Below are 15730 nucleotides of genomic sequence, written 5' to 3' on the forward strand. Positions count from 1 at the left end.
AGGCGCTAAGGAGGTCCCACGCTCTTGCCTTCGCGTGTCCGGTGCCGTAGGAGATGACCATGGGATATCCCGAGAACGTGCTGGCCGGGGGCGAGCAGGTGGTGCTGCACCGCCACCCGCACTGGAAACGACTGGTCGGTCCGATCCTGGTGCTGCTGATCGCGACGATTCTGGCCGCCTTCGTGGCCGCACTGGTCAACAACACCAGCTGGGACCCGACCGCCAAGAAGGTGCTCTTCGGCGTGATCGCGGCGATCTGGCTGATCCTGGTCGGCTGGCTCACGTTGTGGAAGTTCTTGAATTGGCTCACAACGCATTTCGTGATCACCGACCGCCGGGTGATGTTCCGGCACGGACTGCTGACCCGCTCAGGTATCGATATCCCGTTGGCGCGCATCAACAGTGTGGAATTCCGGCACGGACTGCTCGATCGCATGATGCGCACCGGCACGCTGATCATCGAATCGGCGAGCCAGGATCCTCTTGAATTCCACGACATTCCCCGCGTGGAGCGGGTGCACTCACTGCTCTATCACGAAGTCTTCGACACCCTGGGCTCCGAAGAGTCGCCCAGCTGACGTGCGGTCCGACGGCGCCGCAACGGCGTGACGGTGCCGCCCGCCTCGTACTCGTCCTCCAGCGCCTCGGCGATTCCACCGCCGGTGAGCGCGGATTCGAGCCCCTTGTCGTGGGCCGGGCCGAACTCGTCGGGGAAGACCCAGCGCCGGAACGCCCAGAACCGGAACGCCATCTGCAGCAGATTGCCGATGAGGTAGGCGGACAGGAAGTCGGCGATGTTCTCGACAGTCAGGGAGACGTGCGGGACGCGTAGCTCCAGCACGTAGCTGGAGAACCACAGCGGCGCCATGCTCAGCAGCACACCGACGCCGCTGACCACGAAGAACAACAGTGCCTCGTGGTGACGCTCGCGCCCGCCCCGGTTCCGGAAACTCCATTCCCGGTTCAGCACGTAGGAGGCGATCACGGCGACGATGCCCGCGATCACCTTGGCGGTGACCGGCTTGGGCTCGAGGATCGTCAGCTTCAACGTGTAGAAGATCGCGGAGTCGATGATGAACGTCGTCGCACCGACGATCGCGAACTTGATGAGCTCGTGATGCCGCTCGGCGAAGGGCCGGATCGGTCGGGGGAGCCGAGCGATGGTGGCATCAGCGAAAGACACAAGGAGCAAGTCTACGGAAGTCACCGCAGGTGTGCGTACTCGCGCAGGTCTGACACCATGATGGCCGTGTCGAACAGCCCCAGACCTCCTATCGTCGCCATGGTCGGCGGCGGGCAGCTGGCCCGGATGACCCACCAGGCCGCTATCGCCCTCGGCCAGAGCCTGCGGGTGCTGGCCGTGAGCCCCGACGACCCGGCCGCTCAGGTGAGTCCCGACGTCGTCATCGGCGCGCACACCGACCTCGATGCGCTGCGCCAAGCGGCCGCGGGCGCCGCCGCGTTGACGTTCGACCACGAGCATGTGCCCACCGAGCTGCTCGACACGCTGGTCGCCGAAGGCGTGAAGGTCTTCCCGCCGCCGGAAGCGCTGGTGCACGCCCAGGACAAGCTGGTGATGCGCCGCAAGCTGGAGAAGCTCGGCGCGCCGATCCCGCGGTATACGGCGGTGTCGAGCGTCGACGATGTCGACGCGTTCTCGGCTGAGGCCGGCGGCCCCGTGGTGATCAAGACCGTGCGTGGCGGATACGACGGACGCGGCGTGGTGCTCGCCCGTGATCTTGCCCACGCTCGCGAGGTGGTCGCCGGCTATCTCGCCGACAACGTCGCGGTGCTGCTCGAGGAGCGGGTGGCGATGCGGCGCGAGCTGTCCGCACTGGTGGCCCGCTCACCGTTCGGTCAGGGCGCGGCGTGGCCGATCGTGGAGACCGTGCAGCGTGCCGGCATCTGCGTCACCGTCGTGGCACCTGCGGTGGGGCTCTCTGACGAGCTGGCCGCCGAGGCCGAGCAGCTGGGGCTGCGGCTGGCCGGTGAGCTTGGCGTGGTCGGGGTGTTGGCCGTCGAGCTGTTCGAGACCACCGAGGGGACGCTGCTGGTCAACGAGCTGGCGATGCGGCCGCACAACTCCGGGCACTGGACGATGGACGGTGCGGTGACCGGTCAGTTCGAGCAGCACGTCCGGGCCGTTCTGGACTATCCGCTCGGCGATACCCGGCCGATCGCGCCGGTGACCGTGATGGCCAACGTGCTCGGCGCGGCGCAGGCGCCGCAGATGAGCGTCGACGAGCGGCTGCACCACCTGTTCGGCCGTATTCCGGAGGCCAAGGTCCACCTGTACGGAAAGGCCGAACGGCCGGGCCGCAAGGTGGGTCACGTCAACATCGTCGGTGCGCCGGATTGTGACGTGGATCAGGTACGTGAACGGGCCGAGCGAGCGGCACACTGGTTATCTCACGCGGAATGGACTGACGGATGGGACGGGCACAGCGCCAATGACTGACAAACCGGTGGTGGGCCTGATCATGGGGTCTGACAGTGACTGGCCCGTCATGGAAGCGGCCGCCGAGGCGCTGGCCGAGTTCGAGGTGCCGTTCGAGGTCGGCGTCGTCTCCGCACACCGGACGCCGGGACGGATGCTGGACTACGCGCGCGCGGCGGCCGGCCGCCATATCCAGGTGATCATCGCCGGCGCCGGCGGGGCGGCCCATCTGCCCGGCATGGTGGCCTCGGCCACGCCGCTGCCGGTGATCGGGGTGCCGGTCCCGTTGGCCAAGCTCGACGGGCTCGATTCGCTGTTGTCGATCGTCCAGATGCCGGCGGGAGTGCCGGTGGCCACGGTGTCGATCGGCGGCGCCCGCAACGCCGGGCTCCTGGCGGTGCGCATTCTGGCGACCTCGGATGTGGCGCTGCGCAAGCGGATGGAGGCCTTCCAGGACGACCTGGAAGCGCAGGTGATGGCGAAGGATCGTGCGCTGCGGGAGCGATTACTCGGTGAGTGACGGGCCGGGTAAAGTTACCGGTGAGTAGCAAGGAGGCTGTGATGGCTGGAAATCCGGATTTCGACGTATTCAAGTTGCCCGAGGAGCACGACGAGCTGCGGGCTGCGATCCGCGCGCTGGCGGAGAAGGAGATCGCTCCCCACGCCGCGGACGTCGACGAGAACTCGCGCTTTCCCCAAGAGGCCCTGGACGCGCTGAACGCCTCGGGTTTCAACGCCGTCCATGTGCCGGAGGAGTACGGCGGTCAGGGTGCGGACTCGGTGGCGGCGTGCATCGTCATCGAGGAGGTCGCGCGGGTCGACGCGTCGGCGTCGCTGATTCCCGCGGTCAACAAGCTCGGCACGATGGGTCTGATCCTGCGCGGGTCCGACGAGCTGAAGAAGAAGGTGCTGCCGTCGATCGCCGAGGGTGAGATGGCGTCGTACGGCCTGAGCGAGCGCGAGGCCGGTAGCGACGCGGCGTCGATGAAGACCCGCGCCAAGGCCGACGGCGACGACTGGATTCTCAACGGCGCCAAGGCCTGGATCACCAACGGCGGCAAGTCGAGCTGGTACACCGTGATGGCCGTGACCGACCCGGACAAGGGCGCCAACGGCATCTCGTCGTTCATGGTCCACATCGACGACGAGGGTTTCTCGATCGGTCCCAAGGAGCGCAAGCTCGGCATCAAGGGTTCGCCGACCACCGAGTTGTACTTCGAGAACTGCCGCATCCCGGGTGACCGGATGATCGGCGAGCCCGGCACCGGTTTCAAGACCGCGCTGGCAACCCTGGACCACACCCGCCCGACCATCGGTGCCCAAGCTGTCGGTATCGCGCAGGGTGCATTGGACGCGGCGATCGAATACACCAAGGACCGCAAGCAGTTTGGTTCCGCGATCTCGGATTTCCAGGGTGTGCAGTTCATGCTCGCCGACATGGCGATGAAGGTCGAGGCGGCGCGGCTGATGGTGTATTCGGCGGCTGCTCGTGCCGAGCGCGGTGAGCCCAACCTCGGGTTCATCTCGGCGGCGTCGAAGTGCTTCGCCTCCGATGTGGCCATGGAGGTCACCACCGATGCGGTGCAGCTGTTCGGCGGTGCCGGTTACACCGTGGACTTCCCGGTGGAGCGAATGATGCGCGATGCCAAGATCACTCAGATCTACGAGGGCACGAACCAGATCCAGCGGGTCGTGATGTCCCGGGCGCTGCTGCGCTAGTCGGCTGGTTGCAGGTGGGTGATGTCGCCCGCCGATACCGTGACGACCTCGGCGCCGGTGTCGATACGAAGCCGGCCCAGTGAGTCGATATCGGTTGCGGTGCCGGTGATTTCGTGGTCGCCGGGCATCACTGCCCGGACGCGGCTGCCCAGCGTGGCGCTTCGTTGCCGGTAATCGTCGATGAGCGCCGGGTCGGGTCCCGCTGCGCTGCGCCACTTTTCGATGCGGGTGGTCAGTTCGCGCAGGATGGCCGCCGTCAACACGTCGCGGTCGAGCTGCGAGGCGCCCAGCATCTGTAGTGAGATGGCCCGGGGATCAGGGGCCTCCTCGGCGGTCAGGGTGACATTGAGTCCCAAGCCGACCACGATGACCGGATCGGGTGCGGCCACCTCGGCGAGGATGCCAGCGAGCTTGCCGGTTCCGACCAGGACGTCGTTGGGCCACTTCACGCCGGCTTCGATTCCCGTGGTGGCCTTGACGGCATCGACGAGGGCGACGCCGGTGAGCAGCGGCAGCCAGCCCCACCCCTCCGGCGGGACGCCGTCGGTGCCGACGCCGATCGACAAGGCGATCTGGGAGCGCGGCGGCGCCGACCAGCTGCGGCCGTTGCGGCCGCGGCCTGCGCTCTGGTGCTCGGCGAGTAAAACGGCGCCCCGAATGTCCTCCCCGGCGGCGTGCCGAGCCAGCAGGTCGGCGTTGGTCGAGCCGGTTGTCTCCACGATGTCGATCCGTTGCACGGGAAGACCGGACAGGGACGCGAGATTAAGGGGTGCGCGGCTCACGACTGCGAGCCTAGTCAGGCCAGGTCCCGCGTCACCTTCTCGGTCTCGCGGCGCCGTTCCATAACGCCCGCATCGGGATTGGTCACCTGGACCAACGAAGCGCCCGCGACGAACACCGCCAGCAGATTGGTGACGATCTCGTCCGGTGTGGACCATGGCAGCGACGACATCACCCGGTCAGCGGCCGTCAGGCCGGACGCGGCAGCGGAATCGGACGCGGCACCCAGCACATCGTCGACCGATCGGCCATCCAGTGCCGCACCGGGCCGCGGCTCGGCGGCGTACTGGTCGCCATGCACCCGCACCGCGGTCGCGTAATCGGTGACGCCGATCGGCAGGTCGGGCGCCGGCTTGCCGAACGGGTCGAGTGACAGCACGGCGACCTCACCGCCGGCCACGGCCTCGTCGGCCTCGTCCAGTCGCTCTGATGTGCACAACGCGATATCCGCGGGCCCCGACAGCACCACCTCGGCGCCGATCCACCACACGCCCAGCAGAACCGCCGCCGTCTGCCAATGCGCGGGCAAGAGCACCGCAACCCGGGTGCCCGGCCCCGCGCCGAGTTCGTCGCGTAACAGGTTGGCGGTCTTGGCCGCCCAGTTGGCGAGCGTCACCGTCGAGCACTCGATGCGCTCGCCGGTCGCGTCGTCGTAGTACGTGACCCGCGGGCCCATGGGGTCGGCCTTCAACAGCGGATCCAGCACGGCCGCAGTCAGATTGGTCATCAGTTGACGCACTTGGGGTCGTCGGACCCCGCGGTGATGATGGGCGACGGCGGGGGAGCCGTCCCGTCGCCGGCCTGACCCGCTGCCTGGCTGACGGCGGCCGATGTCGGCAGTGAACCCTCCAGGCCCGAACCCGGACCGGTGTAGTCACTGGCCAGCACCACTCGCACGCTTCCGGCCGGGATCGAAGCGTCGGCCACGACCGGCAATCCGCCGAGTTCCTTGGCGACGGCCTGCGCGCCCAGGTCATCCTCCTTGGCGGCCTGCACCTGGCTGCGCGTGACGTGGTCTTTGTCGTTGTTGCCGATGTTGCCTGCGCCAAAGCCCTTGGCCGACAGCACATCCGACACCGCGCCGGCGAGCCCGTTGATATCGGTGTCGTTGACCACGTCGGCCTTGGTCTGCTCGGGGGAGTAGGCGATCTTCTCGGTCTTGCCTTCGGCCTGATCGTGCAGCAGGCTGGCGACCCATTCCTGCACCTGGCTGGGATCGACCCGGACCACCGATTGCATGCCGTCGTCGCTCCAGCCGGCCTCGTCGAGCACCGGGATCGTCGCGAACGCCACGTTGCCGCCCGCGAGGTGCTCGAGCTGCTTGACGAAATCCATGATGTCCCAGCCGGAGGAGATGACCACCGAGCGCTGGATCGCGTCCTGCAGCTTGTTCAGCGTCGACGGGCTGGTCAGCGTCTTCCCGGAAAGCACCTGGTGGGCAAGGGAAGCCATCACGACCTGCTGGCGGACCACCCGGTCCAGATCGCCGCGCGGCAGGTCGTGGCGCTGTCGGACGAAGCTGAGCGCCTGCGGGCCATTGAGCTTCTGCCAGCCGGCCGGGAAGTCGGCACCGGAAAGCGGTTCGTAGACAGCGTCTTTGAGGCAGACATCGACACCGCCGAGGGCGTCGGTGATCAAAGCGAAGCCGAGCAGCCCGATCTCGGCGTAGTGGTCGACGGTGACACCGGTCAGATCGGCGACGGTCTTGATCAGTGCCTCGCGGCCCGCCTCGGTGGCTTTGGGCTCGGCTTCGGCGGGATCCATGCCCTGCTGCTCGACCAGCTGCTTCATCTTCTGCAGCTTGACTTGGCCGTAGACGCCGTTGATCTTCGTCTTGTCCAGGCCGGGCGCCTTGACGTAGGAGTCTCGGGGGATCGAGATCGCGGTCGCCGACTTCCCGTTGTTGGGTATGCGGACCAGGATGATCGTGTCGGTGTTCGTCGACACGTCATCACCGGCGTGCAGGGCGGCGAGCTCGTCCTCGGACAGCGGGTTGCCGTGCGCGTCGGTGCGACTGTCCATGCCGACCAGCAGGATGTCGATCGCGCCGTCCTGGCCACCGCCACCGAGCGCGGCGGTGCTCATGTGGAAGATGCCGTCCTCGAACGACCGGATCTTGCCCCAGGCGACACCGGTGCTGACCATCACGGTCACAGCGATCAGCGCGAGCACGGTCCGGACCACCCGCTGGGCGCCCGCCCGTGCTTCGGTGTCAGCAGGCATCAGCCCAGGCTACTGGTGAGGTGGGCGCATCCCGGGTAGCCGAAACCGGCGTGCCAGACTCGTAATTGTGGTGGCGAGGATCGTGATTTCGGGTGCCGGCGGCCAGGTGGGACGGTTTCTTGCAGGTGAGGGCGCCAGACGGGGCCTCGAAGTCAGCGCATTGACGCACGCGGAATGGGACATCACCGATCCACGAGCCGCTGAGCGGTTCGTCGCCGAATCGGATCTGGTGGTCAACTGCGCAGCAATCGCCAACGTCGACGTCGCCGAGGCCGACCCTGACGCCGCCTACGCCGTCAACGCCACCGGTGCCGAGAACGTCGCGCACGCCTGTGCCCGAGTCGGCGCGTCGCTCGTCCACATCTCCACGGATTATGTCTTCGGTGGTGATCAACGCCGCCCGTACGACGTCGGCGACGCCACCGGGCCGGTCGGCGTGTACGGGCGCGCCAAGCTCGCCGGTGAAGTCGCCGTGCTGGCTGCCATGCCCGACGCGCACGTCGTGCGCACCTCGTGGGTGTACACCGGCGGCGACGGCAACGATTTCGTGGCCGGTCTGCGCCGGCTGGCCGCCACCGACGGCACCGCCGAAGCGGTCGACGACCAGGTCGGGTCACCCACGTACGTCAAAGACCTCGCCGACGCGGTGTTCGTGATCGGTGAGGGGCACATTCGGGAGCCGATCCTGCACGTCGCCAACGAGGGCGCGTGCACCCGCTTCGAGCTGGCCCAGGCGGTCTTCGACGAGCTGGGCGCCGACCCGCGGCGGATCCGGCCGATCAGCACCGCGCAGGCCGGGCGTCCGGCGCCGCGGCCGGTGTATTCGGCGCTGTCGATGGCGACGTCGGTGCGCGCCGGGCTCACGCCGCCGCGGCCGTGGCGGGAGGCGTTGGCCGAGGCGCTTGCTCAACCCATCCCCGGCGGACAGTTACCCTCTACGCCGTGACGTCGAGCCGCCCCCTGACCGTGGTGACGGTGACGTACTCGCCGGGTTCACACCTGGATCGCTTCCTCTCGTCGTTGACGGTGGCCACCGACCGGCCGGTGACAGTGGTGTTGGCCGACAACGGCTCCACCGACGGGACCCCGGAGGAGGCGGTGGAGCGCTATCCCGGTACGCGACTGGTTCGCACGGGCGGCAACCTCGGCTACGGCAGCGCCGCCAATCGTGGTGTGGCGACCGTTCCCGCCGACGACGAGTTCATGATCATCGCCAACCCCGACGTGGTGTGGGGACCGAACAGCATCGACGAGCTGCTGGAGGCCGCCGAGCGCTGGCCCCGCGCCGCGGCGCTGGGACCGCTGATCCGCGACCCCGACGGCTCGGTCTACCCGTCGGCGCGCCACCTGCCCAGCCTGGTGCGCGGCGGCATGCACGCGGTGGTGGGCTTCGTCTGGAAGACCAACCCGTGGACCAAGGCCTACCGGCAGGAATACCTCGAGCCGACCGAGCGGCCGGTGGGCTGGCTGTCGGGATCGTGCCTGCTGATCCGGCGCGCGGCATTCGACCAGGTCGGTGGGTTCGACGAGCGCTACTTCATGTATATGGAAGACGTCGACCTCGGCGACCGGTTGGGCAAAGCAGGATGGCTGAACGTGTACGTGCCGTCGGCGGAGATCCTGCACGCCAAGGGTCACTCGACCGGCCGCGACCCGGCCAGCAACCTGCGCGCGCATCACGAAAGCACCTACATTTATCTGTCCGATCGCCATTTTGGCTGGTGGCGTGCGCCGCTTCGATGGACGATGAAGAGCGCGCTGAAGGTTAGGTCACGCGCGGCGGTACGTAAGTCCCGGCGGGAACTGGCGAAAAGGTAGGGGGCCTTGGTGAGTGAAATCGATCCTGCAGGAGTCGACGCGGTCGTGCTGGTCGGCGGGAAGGGCACCCGCCTGCGGCCACTGACCGTGTCGGCGGCCAAACCGATGCTGCCGACCGCGGGGCTGCCGTTCTTGACGCATCTGCTGTCGCGCATCGCTGCGGCCGGGATCGAGCACGTCATCCTCGGCACGTCGTTCAAGGCCGCGACGTTCGAGAACGAGTTCGGGGACGGGTCCAAGCTCGGCCTGCAGATCGAGTACGTCGTCGAAGACCAGCCGATGGGCACCGGCGGCGGTATCGCCAACGTGATTCCGAAGCTGCGCAACGACACGGTGATGGTGTTCAACGGTGACGTGCTGTCCGGCATGGATCTGCGCCAGATGCTGTCCAGCCACCAGGAGTCGCAGGCGGATCTGACCCTGCATCTGGTGCGCGTCAGCGATCCGCGGGCGTTCGGCTGCGTGCCCACCGACGCCGACGGCCGCGTGGAGGCGTTCCTGGAGAAGACTGAAGATCCGCCGTCGGATCAGATCAACGCAGGGACCTACATCTTCAAGCGCGAGATCCTCGATCGCATCCCGCGCGGGCGTGAGGTCTCGGTGGAGCGCGAGGTCTTCCCGGCGCTGCTGGCCGACGGGGTCAAAGTCTGCGGGTACGTCGACTCCAGTTACTGGCGCGACATGGGCACGCCGGAGGACTTCGTTCGCGGCTCGGCCGATCTGGTCCGCGGCCTTGCGCCGTCGCCGGCGCTCGGCGGACAGCGTGGAGAATTCCTGGTGCACGACGGCGCTTCGGTGTCGCCCGGCGCGGTGATGGTCGGCGGGACCGTGGTCGGTCGCGGCGCGGAGATCGGCCCCGGTGTGCGGTTGGACGGCGCGGTCGTTTTCGACGGGGCGCGCATCGAGGCGGGTTCGGTAGTCGAGCGGTCGATCATCGGGGCCGGCGCCCGGATCGGACCGCGCGCACTGCTGCGCGACGCGATCATCGGCGACGGCGCGAACATCGGCGCGCGCTGTGAGCTCCTGCGCGGTGCGCGGGTGTGGCCGGGAGTTGTCATCCCGGACTGCGGAGTTCGCTACTCGTCCGATATCTAGGTCTGTTTTCTCCGAGTGGCCAGTTAGGGCACGCTTTTCGCTCATCTGCCTGTCAGAAGTGGCCACTCGCTGAAACTTGTCAGTTGTCTCTGCCAGGGTTTCGCCATGGCTGACCTGCATGCGCCGTTCCGTGGATCAGCGGCGATCGCTGCGGGTCTCGTCAGTCGTCGAAGTCTCCACCGCAACTTCCGTGCTGTCTATCGCGACGTCTACGTTCCACGCGACCAGGAACTGACACCCTCGGTGAAGGCCAAAGCCGCTTGGGTGTGGTCCGATGAGACCGCGACGGTTGCGGGCCTGTCGGCGGCGGCCCTGCTCGGGTGTCGTTGGATCGATGATCGTCATCCCGCGGAATTGATGCGCCGCAACGGCAAGCCGGCGAAGGGGATCCTCATCCATCGGGACGAGCTCGACTCCGACGAAATCTGTGACGTCGGCGGTGTTGCGGTAACGACGGCGGCGCGCACTGCCTTCGATCTCGGCCGACGAGGAGACCTTTCGAAGGCTGCCATCCTGCTCGACGCACTGGGCAACGCGACCGACCTGAGCGACGCTGACGTTCGCACGGTCGTGGACCGCCACCGGGGTGCGCGAGGGATCGTGCAATTGCGCCAAGCGCTCGATTTGATGGACCCTGGCGCAGAGTCGCCCCAGGAGAGCCGCACGCGATTGCTCCTCGTCCGCTCCGGGTTGCCGGTTCCCACAACGCAGATCAAGGTCGTCGATGAATTCGGCCATCTGATAGCGCGCCTCGATATGGGCTGGCCGCAGTGGCGCGTCGCGGTGGAGTTCGACGGGGCTCAGCATTGGCTCGACCCGGTTCAACGCACCCGAGACATCAATCGGTTCGCGGAGTTGGAAGAGTGCGGTTGGCGGATCATCCGGGTCAACAGCCAGTTGCTGCGCACTGCTCCCGGACTGGTCGTCGAACGCGTCGTCACGGCGCTCAGGGCTGCTGGTTGTCCCATCGAGTGGCCACTTGAGACACGCTTTTCGCTCAAATACGTGTCATAAGTGGCCGTTCGACGAAGATCTGGCTCTCCCCACGGACACCAGGTGTTCGACCGCCGCATCGATGCCGTCGGGCAGCGCGTCGACTGGCCACCACCGCAAGTCCAGTGATTCGTCGCTGATCGCGATGTGCGCGTCTTCGGGTGCGCGGGCGATGAACTGCAGATCGAGGTGTCGTGTGGGCACCCCCAGCGAGCAGGTCAGTGCGTGCACATGGATCGCGCCCAATGACGCATCGATGCCCAGGCCGTCGATGCCGGACTCCTCGGTGGCCTCGCGCATCGCGGCGGCCACGATGTCGGCGTCGGAGTCCTCGCAGTGCCCTCCGAGCTGAACCCACCGCCCCAGCCGTGGATGCAGGGTCAGCAGGACTTGGTCACCGGAGTGGTTGACCACCAACGCCGAAGCGGTGATATGGCCTGGGACGCAGGCTCGCTCACAGGCGTCGGTGCGTGCCAGCAGGAACGCCAGCACGGCTTGGCGCAGCGCATCCTGGCCGGCGTCGGGCGCATCCCAGTCCGTCAGCAGTTCGATCGCCGACTCGCGCACGCTCACTTGCGCACCAGCAGATCACCGACCGGCGCCGGGTCGCGAGGCTCGGGCGGCTCGACCGGATAGCCGATCGCGACCGCGCCCAACGGCTCCCAATCCGCAGGCAGGTCAAGGGTTTCCCGGACCAGCTCAGCCGCGAAGATGGTCGAGCCGATCCAGCAGCTGCCCACTCCACGCACGGCCAGCGCCACCAGGAGGGCCTGCACCGCCGCGCCGACCGCGACGGTGAACATGGTGTGCTCGGCCTCGGTGCGAGCCGGGTCGGGATAGTCGTGAGCACCCTCGGGCACCAGGAACGGGATCACGACCTCCGGTGCGTCGTAGAGGATCTGGCCGCGCGCAACGCGCCGCTCGACGGCATCGGCGGGCTTGCCGTCACCGGTCAGGTCGGCACGCCAGGCATCTTTCATCCGGTCCAATAGTGCGGTGCGACGCGTCCGGTCCTGCAACCAGACGAACCGCACCGGCCGGGTGTGGTGCGGGGCCGGCGCGGTGAGCGCCTCGGCGACCGCGGCTTCGATGAGCGTGGGATCCACCGACTCCGGGGCGAACTGGCGCACCGAGCGGCGCAGCAGCTGGGCCTGGCGGCGGCCGAGTTCCAGGGACTCGGCGGTGCCCAGCCAGAACAAGTCGTCCTCGCCGCCGCGCAACAGTCGTGCGGCGGTGGAGCCGTCGTCCTCGAGATCGAGGCCGCGGACCACCGCAACCGGCACCGCGGTCAGCTTGCCCTTCACCAGGTCGGCGGCGGCGGCGATTTCGTCGGCGACGGCGACCTCGGTGACCACCAGTTCGTTGCCATGCCGATCGACGGCGCCGGCGTAACCGTAGAGAACCGGCAGTCCGGCCGAGCCGATCGCAGCGTCGGTCTGCCCGTTGCGCCAGGCGCGGCCCATCGTGTCGGTGACGAGTACCGCGACGTCGACGCCCAGCCGTTCGCGCAGTGCGGTGCGCAGTGCTGCGGCGCTGCCGTCGGGATCGACCGGTAACAGGGCTAATTCGGTGGACCCGACGTTGGAGCCGTCGACGCCCGCGGCCGCCTGCACGATGCCGTTGCGGTTTTCGGTGATCAGCGTCTTACCCTTGCGGGCCAGGACTCGCACCGCTTCGGTGTCGATGAGTGTGCGGCGCAGGGCATCCCGTTCCTCGGGATCCTCGGCTGCCGCGACGATGCGGCCCTCGCATTTGGACATCACCTTGCTGGTGACGACGACGATGTCGCCGTCGCGCAGCCACGGGGCCGCCGCGACCAGCGCGGCGGCCAGGTCGTCGCCGGGGCGAAACTCCGGAAGTCCGGGCACCGGCAGGATTTCGACGGGAGCCGCGGAACCATGGTCGCCGCTCGGCGGCGCCGTTGGACTTGAGCCGATCGTCACCGCTCTACTCCCGCGAGTTCGAGCCCGGCACGCACCATTTCGGCGGTGGCCGACGGATCGGACATCAGCAGAGGGATCGATTTCACGGTCAGCCCGGGGATTTCGGCGTGGTCGCCCTCGGAGATCAACCAGTAGTCGAGAATACCGGTCGCCGACCGAGCGCCGTAGTGACGGGCGACGGCTTGTGACGAGGTTTCGACGCCGATCACCGACAGGCATTCGTCGGCCATGCCGCGCAACGGCTTTCCGCCGATGATGGGGGAGTAGCCGACGACCGGGGCCGGCGTGGAGCGCAGCGCCGCACGCACGCCCGGAATCGCCAGGATTGCACCGATGCTCACCACCGGGTTGGACGGCGCCAGCATGACGACATCGGCGTCGGCGATCGCGTCGACGACACCGGGTCCGGCAGTGGCGTTTTCGGAGCCGACGAACGCGAAACTGTGCGTAGTCACCTGTGCTCGGTAGCGCACCCACCACTCCTGGAAATGAACGGCCTTGCGGTCGCCGGTGTCCGGATCGTCGATCACCACGTGGGTTTCGCACCGGTCGTCACTGGCGGGCAGCAGCGTGGCCCCCGGCGTCCATCGATGGCAGAGCGCCTCGGTCACCTGCGACAGCGGGTACCCGGCCCGCAGCATTTGGCTTCGCACCAAGTGGGTGGCCAGATCTCGGTCGCCCAACCCGAACCAATCCGGTTGCACACCGTAGGCCGCCAATTCCTCTTTCGCATGCCACGTCTCGTTGCGATGTCCCCAGCCCCGCTCGGGATCGATACCTCCACCTAAGGTGTACATACAGGTGTCGAGGTCGGGACAGATGCGCACGCCGTGCATCCACGCGTCGTCGCCGATGTTGACCACGGCGGTCAGCGCGTGATCAAGATCGCCTGTGGCTCCGGATATCTGGCCGGCGAACTGACCCAATCCGAGCAGTCGCTGCACCCCCAGCAGGAAGCGGGCGCCCCCGACGCCGCCGACCAGAACGGTGATCTTCACACCGACCGACACTAGGCGGTCGGCACTTTCGGTGACGCACGCGGTCACGATCAGGTCACTCCGAAGACACGCCGGGGCATCGACTCGCCGAATTATCCAAGGAAAATGGTATTAATTTCGGTTCATTCGCTTGCGCGAACCATCTCAGAAGTGTCTAATCACATCAGTGTCATTTCCCGGTCGGCCCAGCCGGTTTCGGTGTCTCAGACCGTGATTCGACCAGGTGTTCGAACGAGTTGGGCACACTTCAATAGTGGGCGACATGCAAATGATCTACGAAACCAGGTGAGGAGGCGGACATGTCCTATGAGCACGTAATCGGCGCGATGGGGTTGCCGCAGTCCATTCCCGGTTCGCAGACGATGGGGGTTATGGCACGCGCTCACCTGAGTTTGGTGCCAGACCCGATCATCGATGCGACCCCGGAGTCAATCGAAGAGGAAGACCAGTGGCAGGAACGTGCGCTGTGCGCGCAGACCGATCCTGAGGCGTTCTTCCCCGAAAAGGGTGGTTCCACCCGCGAGGCCAAGCGCATCTGCTTGGGCTGCGAAGTCAAAGATGCATGCCTCGAGTACGCCTTGGCGAACGACGAGCGCTTCGGCATCTGGGGCGGACTCTCCGAGCGGGAGCGTCGTCGCCTCAAGCGCGGCATCATCTAGTAACACACGGCTAGTTCGACTGGAGCGGGTCCTCGAGGCCCGCTTTAGTCGTCTTCGAGGGTCGGATCGATGACCGACGGTTCGACTCCGAGATAGGTGGCCACCTGAGCCACCAGAATGTCGTGCAGAAGATCGGTCAGATCGATCGAGTCCTTGGCCCGTCGCTCGATCGGCTTGCGGAACAGCACTATTCGAGCCCGCGTGGAGTTACCGCGGACGTCCACCCCGGCCGGAATCAACCGGGCCAATGCGATCGGCCCATCGGCCACCACTTCGGCGGGCCACTGCACACTGTCCGGGTCCTTCGGCGCAATGCGCGGGATCTCGTCGACGGCGACGTCCAGACCGGTGAGCCGTTGTTGCCACTGCCGCTCGATCGGCTCGTAGGCTTCGAGCACCGCCATGTCGAACCGTTCCGCGCGGCTGCGCCAGCCCGGGACGGTCGGCGGCAGCAGTGGCCCCCGCATCTCACGCCCGCGGCGTGACCCGGGGCTGCCGCCGGACCGGCCACCTCGCCGGGAGCTGCGGGAATCGGCCACGGATGTGATCGTAACGGTTGGGAATCGGCCGCCCGGCGGCTGCGCGTGTTGCCGAGCAACCTGTGAATGAACCGCGATAACCTCACGGGCGTGAATGTTCCTCGTCGCTGCTGCCGGCCTGGATGCCCCCACTATGCGGTGGCGACGCTGACGTTCGTCTACTCCGATTCCACAGCCGTCGTCGGCCCGCTGGCAACCTCCCGCGAACCTCACTCGTGGGATCTGTGCATCGGTCATGCCAACCGGATCACCGCCCCGCGCGGGTGGGAGCTGGTTCGCCACGCCGGCCCGTTGCCGGAGTTCCCCGACGAGGACGACCTCGTCGCGCTCGCCGACGCTGTGCGGGAAGGCCGCGAAATATCGGCGCGGGCACCGATCGCGGGTTTCTCCGATCCCAGCGGCGCCGCCCACGCGCCTGCGACCGGAACTCCGATCATGCCGTCGGCCGCGCATCGGCCCACCACCGCCGGTCGCCGTCGTGGGCACCTGCGGGTACTTCCGGACCCAGCCGACTGACGCGATAGCC

At 67.4% G+C, this 15730-nt stretch carries 18 protein-coding genes; 10 read left to right on the top strand and 8 right to left on the bottom strand.

The features are described from left to right. Positions 1–59: 59 nt before the first annotated feature. Positions 60–578 carry a PH domain-containing protein gene (locus K0O64_RS07355; RefSeq protein ID WP_071950032.1) on the top strand — a complete coding sequence of 173 codons (519 nt, stop codon included), beginning with the start codon at positions 60–62 and terminating at the stop codon, positions 576–578. Here K0O64_RS07355 and K0O64_RS07360 read toward each other — a convergent pair. Further along, complete coding sequence (locus K0O64_RS07360; protein ID WP_071947099.1) at positions 533–1183, bottom strand: GtrA family protein; 651 nt, start codon at positions 1181–1183, stop codon at positions 533–535. The two genes, K0O64_RS07355 and K0O64_RS07360, sit on opposite strands and share 46 nt — an antisense overlap. 57 nt (positions 1184–1240) lie before the next feature. Between K0O64_RS07360 and K0O64_RS07365 the strand changes: the two genes are divergently transcribed. The 3 genes from K0O64_RS07365 to K0O64_RS07375 are packed head-to-tail and all read left to right on the top strand — an operon-like array spanning position 1241 to position 4156. After that, the gene (locus K0O64_RS07365) at positions 1241–2458 is read left to right on the top strand and encodes a 5-(carboxyamino)imidazole ribonucleotide synthase (RefSeq protein ID WP_071947098.1); all 1218 of its coding nucleotides are present in this window, start codon (positions 1241–1243) and stop codon (positions 2456–2458) included. Next, positions 2451–2957 carry a 5-(carboxyamino)imidazole ribonucleotide mutase gene (gene purE / locus K0O64_RS07370; protein ID WP_071947097.1) on the top strand — a complete coding sequence of 169 codons (507 nt, stop codon included), beginning with the start codon at positions 2451–2453 and terminating at the stop codon, positions 2955–2957. Before K0O64_RS07365 ends, purE begins: the two co-directional genes overlap by 8 nt. Positions 2958–2998: 41 nt before the next feature. Further along, the gene (locus K0O64_RS07375; protein WP_071947096.1) at positions 2999–4156 is read left to right on the top strand and encodes an acyl-CoA dehydrogenase; all 1158 of its coding nucleotides are present in this window, start codon (positions 2999–3001) and stop codon (positions 4154–4156) included. On the opposite strand, the gene K0O64_RS07380 is transcribed toward K0O64_RS07375, so the two are convergent. Genes K0O64_RS07380 through K0O64_RS07390 form a run of 3 tightly spaced genes read right to left on the bottom strand, consistent with a single transcriptional unit; the run spans position 4153 to position 7159 of the window. Next, positions 4153–4938, bottom strand: coding sequence for a biotin--[acetyl-CoA-carboxylase] ligase (locus tag K0O64_RS07380; protein ID WP_083542699.1), 786 nt, complete (start codon positions 4936–4938; stop codon positions 4153–4155). The genes K0O64_RS07375 and K0O64_RS07380 overlap by 4 nt on opposite strands. Before the next feature lie 14 nt (positions 4939–4952). Then, positions 4953–5663, bottom strand: a complete 711-nt coding sequence (locus tag K0O64_RS07385) for a TIGR03089 family protein (RefSeq protein ID WP_071947095.1) — start codon at positions 5661–5663, stop codon at positions 4953–4955. Next, positions 5663–7159, bottom strand: a complete 1497-nt coding sequence (locus K0O64_RS07390) for an LCP family protein (RefSeq protein ID WP_071947094.1) — start codon at positions 7157–7159, stop codon at positions 5663–5665. Before K0O64_RS07390 ends, K0O64_RS07385 begins: the two co-directional genes overlap by 1 nt. A gap of 67 nt (positions 7160–7226) precedes the next feature. Here K0O64_RS07390 and rfbD point away from each other — a divergent pair, with 67 nt between their 5' ends. The 4 genes from rfbD (at position 7227) to K0O64_RS07410 (ending at position 11086) form a co-directional block, all read left to right on the top strand. Continuing rightward, positions 7227–8105: a dTDP-4-dehydrorhamnose reductase gene (rfbD, locus tag K0O64_RS07395; protein ID WP_071947093.1), complete on the top strand. Its 879-nt coding sequence runs from the start codon at positions 7227–7229 to the stop codon at positions 8103–8105. Then, positions 8102–8977, top strand: a complete 876-nt coding sequence (locus tag K0O64_RS07400) for a glycosyltransferase family 2 protein (RefSeq protein ID WP_225933650.1) — start codon at positions 8102–8104, stop codon at positions 8975–8977. The genes rfbD and K0O64_RS07400 overlap by 4 nt, the downstream gene beginning before the upstream one ends. 18 nt (positions 8978–8995) lie before the next feature. Then, the gene (gene manB, locus K0O64_RS07405; RefSeq protein WP_071950029.1) at positions 8996–10072 is read left to right on the top strand and encodes a mannose-1-phosphate guanylyltransferase ManB; all 1077 of its coding nucleotides are present in this window, start codon (positions 8996–8998) and stop codon (positions 10070–10072) included. Between the two features lie 105 nt (positions 10073–10177). After that, entirely contained in the window at positions 10178–11086 is a 909-nt protein-coding gene (locus K0O64_RS07410) for a DUF559 domain-containing protein (RefSeq protein WP_096310580.1), read from the top strand. Here K0O64_RS07410 and K0O64_RS07415 read toward each other — a convergent pair. From K0O64_RS07415 to cofD, 3 genes are read right to left on the bottom strand one after another with little or no spacing between them, the layout of a single operon-like run. Next, on the bottom strand, positions 11081–11638 hold the full coding sequence (locus tag K0O64_RS07415) for an NUDIX hydrolase (protein WP_071947090.1): 558 nt from the start codon (positions 11636–11638) through the stop codon (positions 11081–11083). The genes K0O64_RS07410 and K0O64_RS07415 overlap by 6 nt on opposite strands. Beyond that, complete coding sequence (locus K0O64_RS07420; RefSeq protein ID WP_071950028.1) at positions 11635–13002, bottom strand: coenzyme F420-0:L-glutamate ligase; 1368 nt, start codon at positions 13000–13002, stop codon at positions 11635–11637. Before K0O64_RS07420 ends, K0O64_RS07415 begins: the two co-directional genes overlap by 4 nt. Positions 13003–13004: 2 nt before the next feature. Then, positions 13005–14006: a 2-phospho-L-lactate transferase gene (cofD, locus tag K0O64_RS07425; protein ID WP_071950027.1), complete on the bottom strand. Its 1002-nt coding sequence runs from the start codon at positions 14004–14006 to the stop codon at positions 13005–13007. Positions 14007–14305: 299 nt separating this feature from the next. Between cofD and K0O64_RS07430 the strand changes: the two genes are divergently transcribed. Continuing rightward, entirely contained in the window at positions 14306–14665 is a 360-nt protein-coding gene (locus K0O64_RS07430) for a WhiB family transcriptional regulator (protein WP_071947089.1), read from the top strand. Between the two features lie 44 nt (positions 14666–14709). On the opposite strand, the gene K0O64_RS07435 is transcribed toward K0O64_RS07430, so the two are convergent. Then, on the bottom strand, positions 14710–15132 hold the full coding sequence (locus K0O64_RS07435) for a metallopeptidase family protein (protein WP_071947088.1): 423 nt from the start codon (positions 15130–15132) through the stop codon (positions 14710–14712). A 162-nt stretch (positions 15133–15294) separates the two neighbouring features. On the opposite strand from K0O64_RS07435, the gene K0O64_RS07440 reads away from it, so the two are divergent. Further along, the gene (locus K0O64_RS07440) at positions 15295–15720 is read left to right on the top strand and encodes a DUF3499 domain-containing protein (RefSeq protein WP_198044398.1); all 426 of its coding nucleotides are present in this window, start codon (positions 15295–15297) and stop codon (positions 15718–15720) included. Positions 15721–15730 lie beyond the last annotated feature (10 nt).

Origin of the sequence: Mycolicibacterium pallens, from assembly GCF_019456675.1 — a bacterium.
Classification (GTDB): domain Bacteria; phylum Actinomycetota; class Actinomycetes; order Mycobacteriales; family Mycobacteriaceae; genus Mycobacterium; species Mycobacterium crocinum.

Bases quoted from the DNA above. Each gene is read 5' to 3' on its own strand.
- purE (WP_071947097.1), top strand. From the start codon at position 2,451: ATGACTGACAAACCGGTGGTGGGCCTGATCATGGGGTCTGACAGTGAC.
- K0O64_RS07390 (WP_071947094.1), bottom strand. From the start codon at position 7,159: ATGCCTGCTGACACCGAAGCACGGGCGGGCGCCCAGCGGGTGGTCCGG.
- K0O64_RS07385 (WP_071947095.1), bottom strand. From the start codon at position 5,663: ATGACCAATCTGACTGCGGCCGTGCTGGATCCGCTGTTGAAGGCCGAC.
- K0O64_RS07355 (WP_071950032.1), top strand. From the start codon at position 60: ATGGGATATCCCGAGAACGTGCTGGCCGGGGGCGAGCAGGTGGTGCTG.
- K0O64_RS07435 (WP_071947088.1), bottom strand. From the start codon at position 15,132: ATGCGGGGGCCACTGCTGCCGCCGACCGTCCCGGGCTGGCGCAGCCGC.
- K0O64_RS07430 (WP_071947089.1), top strand. From the start codon at position 14,306: ATGTCCTATGAGCACGTAATCGGCGCGATGGGGTTGCCGCAGTCCATT.
- K0O64_RS07365 (WP_071947098.1), top strand. From the start codon at position 1,241: ATGATGGCCGTGTCGAACAGCCCCAGACCTCCTATCGTCGCCATGGTC.
- K0O64_RS07375 (WP_071947096.1), top strand. From the start codon at position 2,999: ATGGCTGGAAATCCGGATTTCGACGTATTCAAGTTGCCCGAGGAGCAC.
- K0O64_RS07410 (WP_096310580.1), top strand. From the start codon at position 10,178: ATGGCTGACCTGCATGCGCCGTTCCGTGGATCAGCGGCGATCGCTGCG.